This is a genomic window from Pseudomonas sp. LAIL14HWK12:I7, from assembly GCF_000483465.1.
In the GTDB taxonomy this organism is placed as follows: Bacteria; Pseudomonadota; Gammaproteobacteria; order Pseudomonadales; family Pseudomonadaceae; genus Aquipseudomonas; species Aquipseudomonas kermanshahensis.
The window spans coordinates 340458-356789 of record NZ_AXYZ01000005.1 but is presented as its reverse complement, the minus strand read 5'-3'; the positions used below and the strand labels follow the sequence as shown (position 1 = coordinate 356789).

11 protein-coding genes are annotated in these 16332 nt (G+C 65.5%); all 11 read left to right on the top strand.

Translation table 11 applies throughout. From position 1 onward, the window contains the following. The first annotated feature begins 35 nt into the window (after positions 1 to 35). The 11 genes from madL (at position 36) to D886_RS0108320 (ending at position 16332) form a co-directional block, all read left to right on the top strand. Complete coding sequence (gene madL / locus D886_RS0108370) at positions 36 to 458, top strand: malonate transporter subunit MadL (protein ID WP_027593479.1); 423 nt, start codon at positions 36 to 38, stop codon at positions 456 to 458. Positions 459 to 460: 2 nt separating this feature from the next. Next, complete coding sequence (madM, locus tag D886_RS0108365; RefSeq protein WP_027593478.1) at positions 461 to 1225, top strand: malonate transporter subunit MadM; 765 nt, start codon at positions 461 to 463, stop codon at positions 1223 to 1225. Positions 1226 to 1496: 271 nt separating this feature from the next. Next, positions 1497 to 7364 (top strand): manganese-oxidizing multicopper oxidase MnxG, encoded by a 5868-nt coding sequence (gene mnxG / locus D886_RS0108360; protein WP_027593477.1) that lies wholly within the window; start codon positions 1497 to 1499, stop codon positions 7362 to 7364. 18 nt (positions 7365 to 7382) lie between these two features. Further along, complete coding sequence (locus D886_RS0108355; protein WP_027593476.1) at positions 7383 to 9374, top strand: cytochrome D1 domain-containing protein; 1992 nt, start codon at positions 7383 to 7385, stop codon at positions 9372 to 9374. Next, positions 9371 to 10063: an SCO family protein gene (locus D886_RS26835; protein ID WP_050580734.1), complete on the top strand. Its 693-nt coding sequence runs from the start codon at positions 9371 to 9373 to the stop codon at positions 10061 to 10063. Before D886_RS0108355 ends, D886_RS26835 begins: the two co-directional genes overlap by 4 nt. Beyond that, on the top strand, positions 10060 to 10725 hold the full coding sequence (locus D886_RS0108345) for an SCO family protein (RefSeq protein ID WP_027593475.1): 666 nt from the start codon (positions 10060 to 10062) through the stop codon (positions 10723 to 10725). The genes D886_RS26835 and D886_RS0108345 overlap by 4 nt, the downstream gene beginning before the upstream one ends. A 173-nt stretch (positions 10726 to 10898) precedes the next feature. Further along, on the top strand, positions 10899 to 12389 hold the full coding sequence (locus D886_RS0108340; RefSeq protein WP_027593474.1) for an ABC transporter substrate-binding protein: 1491 nt from the start codon (positions 10899 to 10901) through the stop codon (positions 12387 to 12389). Positions 12390 to 12401: 12 nt separating this feature from the next. After that, the gene (locus tag D886_RS0108335) at positions 12402 to 13043 is read left to right on the top strand and encodes a SurA N-terminal domain-containing protein (RefSeq protein ID WP_027593473.1); all 642 of its coding nucleotides are present in this window, start codon (positions 12402 to 12404) and stop codon (positions 13041 to 13043) included. A gap of 248 nt (positions 13044 to 13291) precedes the next feature. Then, on the top strand, positions 13292 to 13825 hold the full coding sequence (locus tag D886_RS0108330; protein WP_027593472.1) for a response regulator: 534 nt from the start codon (positions 13292 to 13294) through the stop codon (positions 13823 to 13825). Positions 13826 to 13886: 61 nt separating this feature from the next. Next, the gene (locus D886_RS0108325; RefSeq protein ID WP_027593471.1) at positions 13887 to 15557 is read left to right on the top strand and encodes a GspE/PulE family protein; all 1671 of its coding nucleotides are present in this window, start codon (positions 13887 to 13889) and stop codon (positions 15555 to 15557) included. Continuing rightward, complete coding sequence (locus D886_RS0108320) at positions 15538 to 16332, top strand: hypothetical protein (RefSeq protein WP_027593470.1); 795 nt, start codon at positions 15538 to 15540, stop codon at positions 16330 to 16332. The genes D886_RS0108325 and D886_RS0108320 overlap by 20 nt, the downstream gene beginning before the upstream one ends.

The window sequence follows — 16332 nt, the reverse complement described above, 5'->3', positions numbered from 1 at the left end:
ACAAGCAACTTCGACAACACCTGAGGACAACAACAATGATTATTTATGGTGTGGCTCTGCTGGCGGTGTGCACGCTTGCCGGCGTTATCGTCGGCGACTTCCTGGGCGTGCTGCTGGGCGTCAAATCCAACGTGGGCGGGGTCGGTATCGCCATGATCCTGCTGATCTGTGCGCGGCTGTACATGCACCGCCATGGCGGCATGAGCAAGGAGTGCGAGTTCGGCGTCGGCTTCTGGGGCGCGATGTACATTCCGGTGGTGGTGGCCATGGCGGCCCAGCAGAACGTGGTCACGGCCCTGCACGGCGGGCCGGTGGCGCTGCTGGCGGCCGTCGGCGCGGTACTGGTGTGTGGCGCGACCATCGCGCTGATCAGCCGCAGCCACCGCGGTGAACCCTTGCCCGCACTTGAGCCCACACCCGAAACACCTGTGCAGGTTGCCCCTGCAGGAGGGCGCTGATCATGTGGCCGATCATTGACAATGCCTTGGAACACAACGGCCTGATCACCGCGTTCGCGGTTGTCGGGGCGATCATGTGGTTGTCGGTACTGATGTCGAAATACCTGACGTTCGGCCGGGTGCACGGCTCGGCGATTGCCATCGTCATTGGGCTGGTGCTGGCCTGGGTTGGCGGTACCGTGACCGGCGGGCAAAAGGGCCTGGCGGACATGGCGCTGTTCTCTGGCATCGGCCTGATGGGTGGGGCGATGCTGCGCGACTTCGCCATCGTCGCCACGGCCTTCGAAGTGCAGGCCACCGAGGCGCGCAAGGCCGGGATGATTGGCGCCGTGGCGTTGCTGCTGGGCACGGTGCTGCCGTTTATCGTCGGTGCGGCGGTGGCCTATGCTTTCGGCTATCGCGATGCCGTAAGCATGACCACCATTGGCGCGGGCGCGGTGACCTATATCGTCGGGCCGGTGACTGGGGCGGCGCTGGGTGCGAGCTCGGACGTGATGGCCTTGTCGATAGCTACCGGGTTGATCAAGGCCATCCTGGTGATGGTGTTCACCCCGGTGTCGGCCCGCCTGCTGGCCCTGGACAACCCGCGTTCGGCCATGGTGTTCGGTGGCTTGGCAGGGACGGTGTCGGGGGTGACCGCAGGCTTGGCGGCCACGGACCGGCGGCTGGTGCCGTACGGCGCGCTGACCGCGACCTTCCATACCGGCTTGGGCTGCTTGATGGGCCCTTCGATACTGTATTTCTGCGTGCGCGGCTTGATGGGCTGACCCACCCCTCACGCCCTCTGTGTAGGAGCAGCCTTGCGCTGCGAAGAGGCCCGTACTAGCGGCGACTATCTACGGTGTTGTCACCGGCCTCTTCGCAGCACAAGGCTGCTCCTACCTGCAACTCCATCCCCCGAATCGGGGAAAAGCGCTGGGGAATCCTCCCCAATCTGTTTCGGTTAGCCCTGTAACTCACCAAAAAATATAACAATTCTCATCTGGCATATACCTTGCTCAACCTCCACGCAGAGACCCTGTGTTCCGGAGGTGCAGCATGTCGACCCCGCTCAAAGGCCCCGTCCTGTCATCCCTTGTCCTGGCCCTACTCGGCTGGGAAGCGACCAGCGAGGCAGCTGTGCAGTGCCAGCGCACCCTGGTTGCCAATGTGGTCGCACTGGACCAGCCGCTGATGTTCAACCGCCTTGGCGCGCAGAACGCCAATGGCATGATGTTCGCCCTGCGCGAAGATGTCGTGGACGAGCACCAGGTCCCGCTTGGCAAAGGCGGAGCCGCAGTGCCTGGCAAAGTCACCTTGCGCCCGGACAAACGCCCACGGCCAATCGTCTTGCGGGTCGCTGCCGGTGACTGCCTGACCGTCAACCTGACCAACCTGCTGGCCTACCAGGCCAACCCCAACAAGCACGGTTTCGACCACGAAGAGAACGAGGCCGAAGGTGAGGAAGAAGAAGGGCCGGAAACCGAATTCGAGAATGAAGGCGGTGAGCACTTCGTTGCGGATGAACAAGTCAGCGACCGCCACGTAGGTTTCCAGGTCAATGGCATGCAAGCCGTCAACAGCATTGGCGACATCGCCGCCAACACCGGCCGCAACGGCAACTTCCTGGTGTCGCCGGGCAACACCCGCAGTTACACGCTGTATGCCGAACGCGAAGGGGCCTTCGCCGCCACCAGCCAAGGCGCGACCTTCGGCGGCCAGGGCGGAGCCGGCAACGTTGCCAACGGCTTGTTCGGCCAGGTGGTGGTGGTGCCCAAAGGTGGGCGCACCTTCCGCAACACCCTGACCGAAGAAGAAATGCGCCTGGCCACCACCGGCCGCACCCCCACAGGCCAACCTGTCATCGATTACCAGGCCCGTTACCCGCAGGCAGAGCCGTGGATCACCGAAGGCAAGGCCGGCAAGCCGATCATCGCCATGGTCGATGGCAACGAGATTCTCAACAGCGAGACCGATGCCATCGTCATGGGCCCCAACCCAGACGGCAGCTTCCCCCGTTCGACCTACCCACTGGAGAGCGTCAACAAGCGCAACCCGGCGCTGCCCAACCGGCTGGATGCGTTCCGTGATTTCGCCTCGCAGTTCGCCGACGAAGTGGCCGGCACCCAGGCCTTCCCCGGCTACTGGGCCGACCCGATCATGGGCCACGTGCTGGAGCCGACCCGCGATTCGTTCATGATCAACTACGGCTCGGGCGGCATGGGCGCCGAGGTGGTGGCCAACCGCCTGGGCGTGGGCCCGATGCATGACTGCCTGTCGTGCGCCTATGAGGAGTTCTTCCTCAGCGCCCACACCGTGGGCGATATCGGCACGCTGGTGGACGTGCCGGCCAACGTCGGCCTGGAGAACATCCGCCCCGGCGAAACCCCACCGGCCAATGCCGTGGGCGTCAAGGCCAGCATGGCCCTGTACCCGTCGGAGCCGGCCAACGTCCACCACAGCTACATTGGCGACTTCACCAAGTTTCGTAATACGCACAATGGTCATGAGCAGCACATCTTCCACTTGCACGGCCACCAGTGGCTATTCAACCCAAACGACGACAACTCCGACTATGTGGACGCCCAAGGCATCGGCCCGGGCATCGGGTACACCTACGAGATCGCTAACGGCGGCTCTGGCAACCGTAACCGCGTAGCGGGCGATGCCATCTACCACTGCCATTTCTACCCGCACTTCGCCCAAGGCATGTGGGCTATGTGGCGGGTGCACGACGTGTTTGAGGAAGGTACCCGGCTGGAGGTCAGTGGCCAGGATGCAAACGGCTTCCACAGCACGCCGTTTGCCCTGCGCAGTGGCAAGCCAGCCGTCGGCGCACGGGCATTGCCAGACGGTGAAATCATTGCCGGTACGCCGATCCCCGCCATCGTCCCGCTGCCGGGCAAAGCCATGGCGCCGATGCCGGGCAAGGTGGTCGTGGTGCCTAAGCTTGCAGAGCAGTGGGTGGCCGCAAATGAGCAGGACGATGATGAAGACGAAGAAGAGGGCGACGATGACCATGGCCACGGGGCAGGTGCGCCCAAGGCTGTCGGCTCCTTGGCCCTGGTCGACCGTAGCGAAACCAACCGCAACGCCGACGGCACCTTGAAAAACCCAGGCTACCCGTTCTGGATCGGTGGCATGGAAAGCAGCGTCGGCCAGCGCCCACCGACCCCGCCGCTGGACATGCTCGACCCTGCGCTTGCCCAGCAACTGAAAAACAGCGGCAATGCCCTGTGGGCCAACCTGGACCCCAACCAGGTCGATGGCTGGGATGGTGGCCTGGGCCGGCACGCGCTGGATGGCATCTCGGCAGGTGGCGAAGCATTGACCACCACCACCAAGCTGGATTTCTCCAAGGTGGTGCACAAAGCCAAGCCGATCTACCTGCCGGAAGAGGGCACCGAAGTCGAACAGGCGGCCATGAAGTTTCACGCCAAGGCTGAGCACCCCAGCTATGCGCTGATGCCGGGCAGCCAGCCGGTGGCGCGCAACTTCCGCACCAATGGCGCCTTGCCGACGGCCGGGGCACCGTTCTTTGAGCCGTGCATGGACGACCGCGGCAAGCGCCTTACCCAGACCTCGGGCATAGGCGAGTTCGCCAGCGGTGAAAGCCTGACCGGCATGAGCTTCCGGGGTGCGTCTGCCTTTACCGCCGACCGCCCGCGCATCTACAAAGGCGCCAACATCCAGTTCGATGCGGTCTACAACAAAGTGGGCTACCACTTCCCGCAGGCGCGCATCATTGCCCTCTGGGAAGACGCCTGGCCAGTGATCACCAAGCAGCGCCCACCCGAGCCGCTGGTGATGCGCATGAACACCTTCGATTGCACCATGTACCAGCACACCAACCTGATCCCGTCCATTTATGAGATGGACGACTACCAGGTGCGCACCCCAACCGACGTGATTGGCCAGCACATCCACCTGCCCAAGTGGGACCTCACCGCGGCCGACGGTTCGGCCAACGGCTGGAACTACGAGGACGGCATTCTTTCGCCCGGCAGCGTGGTCGAGCGCGTGCATGCCATTCGCGCCTACAACGGTTGCACCGAAGGCGATAGCCGAGACGGCACCGCCGCCTGCCCAAGCGCCAAGCAGCACCCGTACTTCGGGCGCTTTGGCCGGGCCGACTGGCTGGGCGCGCGTACCGCCATGCAGCGTTGGTTCGCCGACCCTGTGGTCAACGTGCACAACGTCGACCGCGGCCTGGGCACCATCTTCACCCACGACCACCTTGGCCCATCGACCCACCAGCAACTGGGCCTGTACGCCACGGTGCTGGCCGAACCTGCCGGCTCCACCTGGTACCACGCCGAAACCGGCGAGCAGCTGTACAACCCGGCTGCGCGTCAGGACGGTGGGCCGACCTCGTGGCAAGCAGTGATCAAGACCGGTGACCACGATGGCGACGGCAAAAACGACAGCTACCGTGAGTTCTTCCTCGAGTACAGCGACTTCCAGCATGCCTATGAAGCCGGCGTGTACGTGGGCGCAGGGCCGGACGGTATTCCCAATGGCCAGTCGTACCCGGCCACGGCCGACAGCTTCCGCTACGCCATCAACCCACCGGTACGGCAGAAAGCCTCGTCGCTGCTCGAATCGGTGGTCGAGTCGCGCGGTGGCCTGAGCCCTGGCTGCCCAAGCCGGCCGTGCCCACAAGCCATTTCGGTGGATGACCCAGGCATGTTCGTCGTCAACTACCGAAACGAACCGCTGGCCCTGCGCGTGTTCGACCCCAACAAAGTGGCCCCGGACGGCAAGCGCGGCATGCAGGCCGACGGCCTGGGCGGTGACCTGAGCTATGCCTTGCAGAGCCGCACCGACCGTGCAATCCCAGCGATGAACATGGCGCCCTCGGCGATCACTTCGGCGGTCGGCCCAACCGGTGGCACCACGGTGTTCCCGCCGCACATCAACACCGCCGGTAGCGAGCCCGGTGACCCGTTCACGCCGCTGCTGCGCACCTACTCGGGTGACAACGTGCGCTTGCGCATGCATGCCGGTGGCCATGAAGAGGAGCACAACGTCACGCTGCACGGCGTCAAGTGGCTGCAGAATGGCTCGGGCTTCGGCAGCAGCTCCAACTCGGGGTGGAAGGCATCGCAGATGATCGGCATCTCCGAGCAGCTGGGCTTCATGGCGCCGGTGTCGATGATTTCCAGCTCTGCGGCCACCAATGGCGACTACTTGTACTCGCTGGACGCGGCACTGGAAGGCTACTGGAACGGCATCTGGGGCATCATGCGCAACTACACCACCTTGCGCCCGGACCTGTTCCCGCTGTCGAACAACCCGCAGCCGGTGGCCATGCGCAACACCGTTAACTTTGACGGCATCTGCCCAAAAACCACCACCAACGCCAATGGCATTGGTACCCGCGCCACGGTCAAGCGCAGCTACGAGATCGTTGCCGCACTGGCCAACGACATTCTGGAGAACCGCCACGGGGTCAGCATCACCGACCCGGCCGGCGTCGGCCAGCATGTCGGTGGGCCGCTCAAGCCTGGCGGTGGCACGCTGGTGTTCAACAGCCGCAAGACCAGCATCCCGCAGGTGACCGTGGTCGATGAGGAGGACGGCACCACCTTCACCGTTGGCGGCCACAGCGCACCACTGCACGACCCGACCGCGGTGCTGTATGTGCGCAAGGCAGACCTGGACGCGACCACAGGCAAGCTCAAACCCGGCGTGCCGGTAGAGCCCCTGGTGCTGCGCGCCAACGCTGGCGACTGCATCAGCATCACCCTGGAAAACCGCCTGCCGCTGGTGATGCCCGACCTGCCAAGCACGGCCGTGATGCAGAACGTGGTCAAGCGTGACCGTAATGGCAGCGAAGGCTCCACGGCGTTCAACAACAACCTGATGCGGCCGTCCAGCCATGTTGGCCTGCACGCACAGCTGCTGGCCTACGACATCACCAAGTCCGACGGTGCCAACGTCGGCCTCAACCCGGTGCAGACCGTGCCGCCGCGTGCCGGCAACAGCGGTGCCTACCCAAGCAAGGTGTACCAGTACTACGCCGGGCACCTGGAGCGTGAAGGCAAGCCGGTGCTGCAACTGGGCCGCACGGTGGACAACATCAACACCACGGCGATCGAATTCGGCGGCCTGAACCTGACCCCGTCCGATTTCATCAAGCAACCGCAAAAAGGCCTGGTGGGCGCCATGAGCATCCTGCCGCAAACCGCCACCTTCACCGAGGACACCGCCAGCCGTGCCCAGGCCACGGTAAAAGTCAGCGGGCAGCCGGACTACCGCGACTTCGTCACGGTGTGGCAGCGCTCGATGAACATGCGCTGGGCTGACGGCCGCCCCGTGGAAGGTATCGCTACTGAAGGCAATGGCGTGCCGGGCGATCCGAAGGACAACGGCAACATGGCCATGAACTACAAGACCGAACCGCTGTGGTTGCGCTTTGGCATGGCGCCGGACGCACCGTTCGGCCATGCCGATGGCAATGGCTTCGCCGATGTGCCAAACGCCCACATGGCCTACAGCAACGCCCTGGTCGGTGGCGACCCGCAAACGCCCGTGCTCTGGGCCAAGCCCGGCCAGCCGGCACGCAGCCATGTGCTGATGCCCAGCGGTGGCAGCCGCGGTATCACCTACCAGCTGGACGGGCACCTGTGGCCACTGCACGCCTACCAGGCCGAGAAGAACGACGCCGATGGTTACCCGATGAACCTGCCAGGCATCGGCTCGGTGCGCTTCGGTTTCAACCCGATGTCGATCTACATTGGTGCCCAGGAAAGCGTACTGCCAGCGGCGCACTTCAGCTTCATGCTGCCCAGCGCGGGTGGTGCCAATGCGGTGCCGGGGGACTACCTGTTCCGCGACTATGCCGCCTACGGCAACCTCTCGGGGCTGTGGGGGATTTTGCGGGTCAGCAACGAAGCGCCGCCCGCAACGGCTGCGCCACAATAACGACACGGGAGTGCGAGCATGAACAAGAAGACTCGCCCTGCTTACTTGGGGGTACTGCTGGGAGTGGCACTGATCGGCCTGGGCGTAGCGTATGAGCAGCTCTGGTGCGACCCACGCGAACTGCTGCAGGAGCCTGCCGACCCGCAGGCCCTGCACCGGCTCAGCCGGGACGGGGTGACCGTGGAGTTCGAGGCGCGGCCGCTGGCCGGGGGCGAGCTGCGCGAAGGCGCCTTCGCCAACGTGCGCTTCAAGGTCAGCGACCAGGCCAGCGGCCAGCCGCTGTCGGGCATGGCGCCGGGGGCCTGGATCGACCCGGCCCAGTCGGCACCGGTCGGTGACCGCGACCAAAGCTGCAAGGCCCGCGTGGCGCTGTTTCTCAAAAGCAGCATTGGTGCCCGGCCATTGCTCGACCTCAACAGCTACTTCCTGTTGATGCTGAACAAGGACGCCAGCCTGACGGTCATCGACCCGACGGTTTCGGTGGGGGGCGTCACCAGCACCATGGCCCGTATCGAACTGCCAGGCAGGCCCATGGACTGGGCGGCCACCGGCGACGACAAGCAGGTGTTCGTGTCGATCCCGGAGCGCGGCAAGGTGTCGGTGATCGATACCGAGACCTTCACCCGCGTGGCCGACCTGGATGCCGGCGACCAACCGACGCGGGTGGCGCTGCAACCGGACCAGCATCGGCTGTGGGTGGGCAACAACAGCAGCGACCCGGCCAAGGGCGGGGTAACGGTGATCGACGTGCCCGGGCGCAGCACCCTCAAGTCCTTCGCCACCGGCTCTGGGCACCATGAGATCGCCTTCAGCAGCGACTCGCGCTACGCCTTTGTCAGCAACCGCGACAGCGGCACCCTGAGCATCATCGACATCCCTGAAATGCGCCTGGCCAAGACCCTGGAGGTGGGGCCGCACCCACTGTCGGTGAGCTACTCGGCGCTGTCCCAGGCGGTTTACGTGGTCGACGGCCAAGAAGGCACGGTGCGGGTCATCGACGCCCGCAGCCATCAACTGCGCCACACCGTCACGGCGGAACAGGGCCTGGGCCCGATGCGTTTTAGCAGCGACGGGCGCTACGGCATCGTGCTCAACACCCTGGAGAACCAAGCCTTGGTGATCGATGCCAGTACCGACACGCTCATCCACCGCATCCCGGTGGCGGCCGAACCCTACCAACTGACCTTCACCAAGGGCTATGCCTACGTCCGCGGCCTGGCCTCGCCCAAGGTCAGCATGATCAACCTGAGCAGCCTTGGGGAAGGGCGTTCGCCGATCGTCCAGGGCTTCGACGCCGGCCCTGCCGCGCCGCGCCAAGCCGGTGATCTGCCGCTGGCACAAGGGTTGTCGGTGTCGCGTGACGACAACTCGGTGTTCGTGGTCAACCCGGTGGACAACACCACCTACTTCTACGCCGAGGGCATGAACGCGCCGATGTCGGGCTACAACAACCGCGGCCACCAGGCCCGCGCGGCCATCGTCGTCGACCGCAGCCTGCGCGAGGTGGCCCCAGGGGTGTACGGCTCGACGGTGAAGCTGCCGGCGGCCGGCAAGTTCGACGTGGCCTTCCTGCTCAACCAGCCGCAAATCATCCACTGCTTCAGCACCGATGTGGGCGAGGCGCCGAATGCCCGCAAGCACAAAGGCGCGCATGCCGAGTTCCTTGGCCTAGAGCAGCCTTTGCCGCAGCACAGCGCCTTCACCGCACGGGTGCGCATCGTCGGCGACGACGGTGAACCGCGCCTGGGCCTGAACGACCTGAGCCTGCGCTACTTCCTGGCGCCGTCGTCGATGCCGCGCAACCTGCGCCTCGAAGAAGTGGGCGAGGGCGTCTACCAAGCGGCCTTGACCCTGCCCGAAGCCGGCGCCTGGTACCTGCATGTGCAGTCACCGTCGCTGGGCCGCAAGTTTGCCGAAGAGAATTACACCAGCCTGCGTGTCCTGCCGGCCTCGGCCTCCACGGCGTCCCAAGAGGACGCTTCCCAGATGCAAACCAGGAGTGTGCGATGAACGCCAAGCATGCTTTTACACGGCTGGGCCTGAGCCTGGCGCTGCCCCTGTTGTTGTCCAGCAACCTGGCCCTGGCCCATGCCGGGCATGACCACAGCGGCCATGCCGAGCAACCGCCCGCCGCGCGACAGGAGAAAGCCAGTGTGCGCTTTGCCGATGTCTCGCTGCTGGACCAGGACGGGATGCCTGTGCGCCTGGAGAAGGACCTGGTCGGCGATCACCTGGTGGTGATGGGCTTCATCTACACCAGTTGCACCACGGTGTGCCCGGTGGTGTCGTCGATCATGGGCAAGGTTCAGCAGCAGTTGGGCGGCCGTGTGGGTGAAGAAATCCACCTGGTGTCGATCAGCGTCGACCCCCAGCGCGATGATTCCAAGCGCTTGCAGAGCTACGCCAAGGCCTTCCAGAAAGGGCCGGGCTGGAGCTGGCTGACCGGTACGTCGTACGCCATCACCGAAACCCTCAAAGGCCTGGGCAGCTTCAGTGCCGACCTCAGCCAGCACCCGCCGCTGATTCTGGTGGGCGATGGCCGCAGCGGCCACTGGACGCGCTACTACGGCTTCACCGACCCGGCGGTACTGGTCGCGGAAATCAACCGCCTCAGCGCACGCCGGGTGCATGCCAAGAGCACGGCCATCGCCGAACACCATGCCGACCACACCGGCGACCATAACGAGGTGCAACCATGAGCCATCTGATCTCACGCCGCGCCGGTATGCGCGGTCTCGACTGGCTGGTACTGGGCGGTTGCCTGTGGATTCTTGCCTCGGTCGCATTGGCCCACGAAGGCCATGCCCAGCAGGCGCCCGAGCCACAGGCAGCGCCCCAGGCGATGACCAGCGGCGGCGGCACCCGCGATGCCCAGACCTGGTTCACCGACACCGTGCTCAAGGACCAGAATGGCCGCGACCTGCGCTTCTACAGCGATGTGCTCAAGGACAAGGTGGTGATGCTTAACGTCATCTTCACCCACTGCACCGACGCCTGCCCGTTGATCACCCGCAAGCTGCGGGAGGTACGCGAGGCCATGGGGCCGGCGTTGGCCGGGCAGGTGACGTTCGTCTCGATCAGCAGCGACCCGCTCAACGACACCCCGGCGGCGCTCAAGGCCTTTGCCGAGAAGCAGGGCGTGGACGGCCCCAACTGGCTGTTCCTGACTGGCGACAAGGCCAGTGTCGACCTGGTACTGGGCCGCATCGGCCAGTTCCTGCCCAGCCCCGAACAGCATTCCACGCAGCTGATTGCCGGTGACGTGGCAGGCAAGCGCTGGAGCAAGATCCGCCCCGATGCGCCCCCAATGGCGATCGCGCAGCGCATGCAGCTGCTGGCCCAGCCGCTGGCAGGGCGGTGACGGCCATGAATGCCAGGACTGCATTGCGCTGGCCCCATCGCCGGCAAGCCGGCTCCCACAGGGTATGCACAACCTTCAGCGGCACCGCTATCCCTGTGGGAGCCGGCTTGCCGGCGATGGGGCCCGCGCAGGCAAGAAATGCCCTCATCAGGTCCCTGACCTTGCTCATCACCATGAGCCTATGCAGCACAGCCTTCGCCCTGGACCTCACCGAACACGAACAGGCCGGCAAACGCCTGTACCGCGAAGGCCAGTCGAGCAGCGACGCACAATTGCTGGCGCGCGTCGGCTCCAGCGACATGAGCGTCCCTGCCAGCGTCTTACCCTGTGCAAGCTGCCACGGCGCCGACGGCCGCGGCCGCGCCGAAGGCGGTGTTCGCCCGCCGAGCCTCGACTGGCAACGCCTGGCCCTGGGCCAGGGCGAGCGGCAGACCAATGGCCGCAGTTACCCGCGTTACACCGACGCCAGCCTGGCCAGGGCGATCCAGCAGGGGGTGGACCCTGCCGGCAATCGCCTGGACGCCGCCATGCCGCGTTTCGATTTGACCCTGGCCGACCAGCGCAACCTCACCGCCTACCTCAAACGCCTGGCCGATGAGCGCGACCCGGGCGTGGAGGAGGGCGTGCTGCGCCTGGGCACCTTGCTGCCGGGCTCCGGGCCGCTGGCCGAAGCAGGGCACGTGGTGCGCGCAGTACTGGAAGACGGCCTGGCGCAACTCAACCAGCAAGGCGGTGTGCACGGGCGGCGCCTGGAACTGGTGGTGCTCGACCCTGGCAGCGACGCCGACAGCGCCGAGCAGGCCCTTCGCCAATTGCTGGACAAGGAGCAGGTGTTCAGCCTGATAACCCCGCTGGCACCTATGCTCGATCAGCGACTGACCACCGTGCTGGCGCAGCAGAGCGTGCCGCTGATCGGCAGCACCCCGCGCAGTGGCGGCAGTGCGCAGATCTTCGACCCGCTGCCGGGCTTGCCTGCGCAACTGCTGAGCCTGGCCGGCCACGCCCGTGACGCCTTGGGTCTCGCCCCAGATGGCTTGCGTGTGGTGTATGCCGGTGACGAGCAAGCGCCGCTGGCCGAGCAGGTGCGTGAACAGCTTGTGCAGCAAGGCTGGGCCCCCGGCGCCCTGCAGCCCTTCGATGGCCAGGCGGTGGACGGCCAGGGCATCGTCTTCGTTGGCCGCGCCCAGGCCTTTGCCGAGTTGGCTGCCGCGTTGCAGGCGGCAGGCCGCCAGCCATACCTGTTTGCAGCGTCCAGCCAGGTGGTCGGGGCCGTGGCGAACTTACCTGCGCAGTGGTCGCAGCGCGTCTACCTTGCCTACCCATTCGTGCCCGAAGACTGGACCGAGCAAGGCCTGGCGACCCTCGACGGGCTGCAACAACGCCAGGGCCTGGACCCGCGTCAGGCGTCCTTACAGGTCAACACCCTGTGCGCCCTGCGCTTGCTGACAGAGGCCCTTAAACAGATCGGCCGAGATGCAAGCCGCGAGCAACTGATCACGGCCCTGGAGGGCCTGCACGACGTCACTACCGGCCTCACGCCAGCCCTGGGCTTCGGCCCCGGTCGCCGGCAGGGCATGGCCGGTGCCCACGTGGTGGCGGTGGCCTTGCCCGGGCCGCGCTTCACCTCGGTCACCCCGTACCGGCCAGTGCCGGACACCCCTTGAGCGGAGGTTGCCATGCGTACCCTGTTGCTGTGCCTGTTGCTGCTGGTCGCCAAGGCGAGTTGGGCCGATGTGCCGGCCGCGCGGGTAAACGGTGTGGAGATTGATGTGATGCGCCTTGAGCGCTACTTCACGGAGTACCTCGAAGCCCAGGGCCGCGCGGTGGCCAGCATCCGCAACCCGACCCTGTACAAGCGCCTGCGCGACCAGGCCTTGGACGAGCTGATCGACAAGGAGCTGCTGTGGCAGGAGGCCCAACGCCAGGGCATCGGCATCAGTGATGAACAGGTGTCTGCCCAGGTTGGTGAAGTGGAGGCGGCGTTTGGCAGCCCGACAGTGTTTGAACGGCGTCTGGCGCAGGCAGGCTTCGATAGGGCAGAGTACGCTGATTACACCCGCCGCGAGCTGGCTGCCCAGCGGGTGTATGCCCAGCTCAGCGCGGTCGACGCGCCCAGCCAGGCCGAGGTGGAGGCCTTCTACATGGCCAATCGACAAAGACTGCAAGGAGCGCAGAACCAAAGTGATAACCCTTCTGTCATACGTGAACAGGGCCTGGTCTTGGCCAGGGCCTCGCTCATCGGGCAATTGCAGGCGCAAGCGCGGCAAGCTGTGCGCCAACGTTTGCGCGAATCCGCTAAAGTGGAAATCGCCGACTGAAGGCCCCGATGGCGTTTCCCCAAAGCTGGGGAATAACGACTTGGCAAAGTGCCATCAGGTTCCCCGGATGTGGGGAACCGGGCGAGCTCGCCTGCTCGCCGCGCCTGGGGTGATTTCGGGCACCCTTGCCAGATCAACGACTTACAGTGGTGCAGCATGACTATTCACGCCTGGCACGAAGCCTGCTCAAGCCTTATCAAGGCCGCACTTCGCAGACCGGGAAACCGGGCAGTTTTGGGGAGTCGACCTTGGTGAACAGAGTATTGGTAGTCGATGACGAACAGACTCTTGCGCAGAACCTGCAGGCGTATTTGCAGGCGCAAGGCCTGGAAGTTCATGTTGCCCACGACGGTGCCAGTGGTATCGAGCAGGCTGAACGCCTGGCACCGCAAGTGATTGTGCTGGATTACCGCTTGCCCGATATGGAGGGTTTTCAGGTACTGGAGACCGTGCGCAAGAACAGGCAGTGCCACTTCGTGCTGATCACCGCCCACCCGACCGCCGAGGTCCGTGAGCGAGCCGCCGAACTTGGCGTGACCCATGTCCTGTTCAAACCGTTCCCGTTAGCGGAACTGGGGCGCGCGATCCTCGACCTGATGGGCATCGAGCGCCGGCGCAGGGCCACGGACAACCCGGCAGAAGGGTTCGTCGAACGACGCCAGACCAGGAACGAATCGTTCCCCCTGCAGTTGTACGATGGTAGCTGGGTACTGGCCGACCGCCGCCGTAATGGCGCCAAGCCCCCAGGTCCGGATGACGAACAACTGCTCACAGGGGAATAGCGGCGCCCGCTGCCCTGGCTGAGCCAGCCTGCGACGCGCCCCCTGAGCGGAGTCGCAGGCCATGCCCGAAGTACTCGAGATTGCCGGTTTTACACGCGAGCTGCTGGCCCAGGCCCGTTTGCAAGCCAGTGACGAACGCCTGCTCAATTGCCTGGAGCGCCTGGCCAACGACACCCCGGACACCTTCACCCGCCGCCTCGGCATCACCCTGCATTACCCCGTGCTGCACAGCCAAGCGCTGCTGGCCAGCACCCCCCGCTTCGACAAGGTCAGCCTGGCCCAGTGCCTGAAACGCGAGTTCGTGCTGATCGAGCAGGGCGGCGAACTGATGGGTGTGTTCTCCGACCCCTTCGACCCTGCGCGCCTGGCCTGGATCGACGATGTGCTGCAAGGCGCGCCGCTGTACCTGGCGCACGCCGCCGAGCTGGCGACGTTTCTGGCCCGTCATGAAGAAAGCTTCCACGCGGTCGATGCGCTTGACCACGACAGTGAAGCCAGCAGCGAAAGCGACCCGCTGCAACGCCTGTCGCTGACCAGCATCAGCGAAGACCAGAGCCGCGTGGTCAAGCTGGTCAACTCGACCCTCTACGACGCCCTCAAACTGCACGCCAGCGACATTCACCTGGGCATGACCGGCCAGGGCCTGACCATCAAGTACCGTATCGACGGTGTGCTCAACGGCGCCGGCAAGGCCAGCGGCAGCGCCTTCGCCGATCAGGTGATCTCGCGCATCAAGGTCATGGCCGAGCTCGACATCGGCGAGAAACGCGTGCCCCAGGACGGTCGCTTCAAGGTCGCCGTGGGTGAGCGGCAGATCGACTTCCGCGTCTCGATCATGCCCAGCATCTTTGGCGAAGACGCCGTGCTGCGGGTGCTCGACAAACAGGACCTGTCCGACAAGGTGAGCGGCGTGCAGTTGCAGGCCCTGGGCTTTGCCGACGAAACCCTGCGTGCCTTGCGCCGGCTGGCCGCCGAACCCTACGGCATGATCCTGGTCACCGGCCCCACCGGCAGCGGCAAGACCACCACCCTGTACGCCATGATCAGCGAGATCAACCACGGCGTTGACAAGATCATCACCATCGAAGACCCGGTCGAGTATCAACTGCCCGGCGTGTTGCAGATCCCAGTCAACGAGAAGAAGGGCCTGACCTTTGCCCGCGGCCTGCGCTCGATCCTGCGCCACGACCCGGACAAGATCCTGGTCGGCGAGATCCGCGACCCGGACACTGCACAGATCGCCGTGCAGTCGGCCCTGACCGGGCACCTGGTGTTCACCACCATCCACGCCAACAACGTCTTCGATGTGATCGGCCGCTTCAGCCAGATGCAGGTCGACCCCTACAGCTTCGTCTCGGCGCTCAACGCCATCCTGGCTCAGCGCCTTATTCGCCTGGCCTGCCCGCACTGCGCCAGCGCCTGCGAAGTGGACGATGAAACCCTGCTGGCCTCGGGCCTGACCCGCGCCGCCGTGGCCGGCTGGACATTCGTCCGCGCCCAGGGCTGTGGCCAGTGCCGTGGCAGCGGGTATCGCGGCCGCAGCGCCATCGCCGAGCTGCTGCACCTGGACGATGACCTGCGGCAGATGATCGTCGAACGCCGCCCCCTGTCGCAGATCAAGACACTCGCCTGCCAGCGCGGCCTGCGCTTGCTGCGGGCCTCGGCCCTGGACCTGGTCCGTGACGGCCGCACCACCCTTGAGGAGATCAACCGTGTCACATTCATTGCGTGATCGTGCTGCTCATAAATACTGTGCCGTGCTCGGCGCCGAGGGTGTTGGCCTGGGTTGCTGGAAAGGCAATCAGCACCAGTGGCTGGGCAGTCGCGAATTCAGCTGCGACGCCGCCCAACCGGCCTGGGAAGCTGCCGTCGAGGCGCTGGGCGCACTGCTGGCCGAGCACGCCGTACGCGGCGCCCAATTGCGGGTGTTGCTGTCGGCCCGCTACAGCCGCTTCTGCCTGGTGCCGTGGAGCGATGCCATTGGCCATCCACGCGAGCTGGATGCTTATGCGCGGGCCTGCTTCGAGAACCTCTACGGCCAGTCGCTGGGTGACTGGCGCATCGTCCTCTCGCCGGAGCCGGCAGGTGCCGCACGCATTGCCACGGCGTTGCCCGAGGCCTTGCTGCAACGGCTGCAGGCGCTGGGCCGGGAAAGCCGCCTGAGCCTGCGCTCGGTGCAGCCGTACCTGATGGCGGCCTACAACCGTTGTTCGGCGCAGCTGGCACAAGGCGACTTCCTGTTCGTCCTCGCCGAGCCGCGCCGCAGCGTGTTGTTGCTGGCTGCTGGCGGTGCCTGGCAGCAGGTGCTGGCGCAAGGCTGTGCCGATACCGACCAGGCCCTGCAAGCGTTGATCGAGCGTACCTGCGAGCTGTACGGCGAGCATCTGCCACGGGTCTACCTGCATGCGCCCGGCCGCGGCGACGTGCCGCAACTGGCAGCGGTGCAGCTGTGCCAGCCGGCCAGCGAAGCCGACCCCCTGTGTGCCATGTGGCGGGCGGTGGCCTGA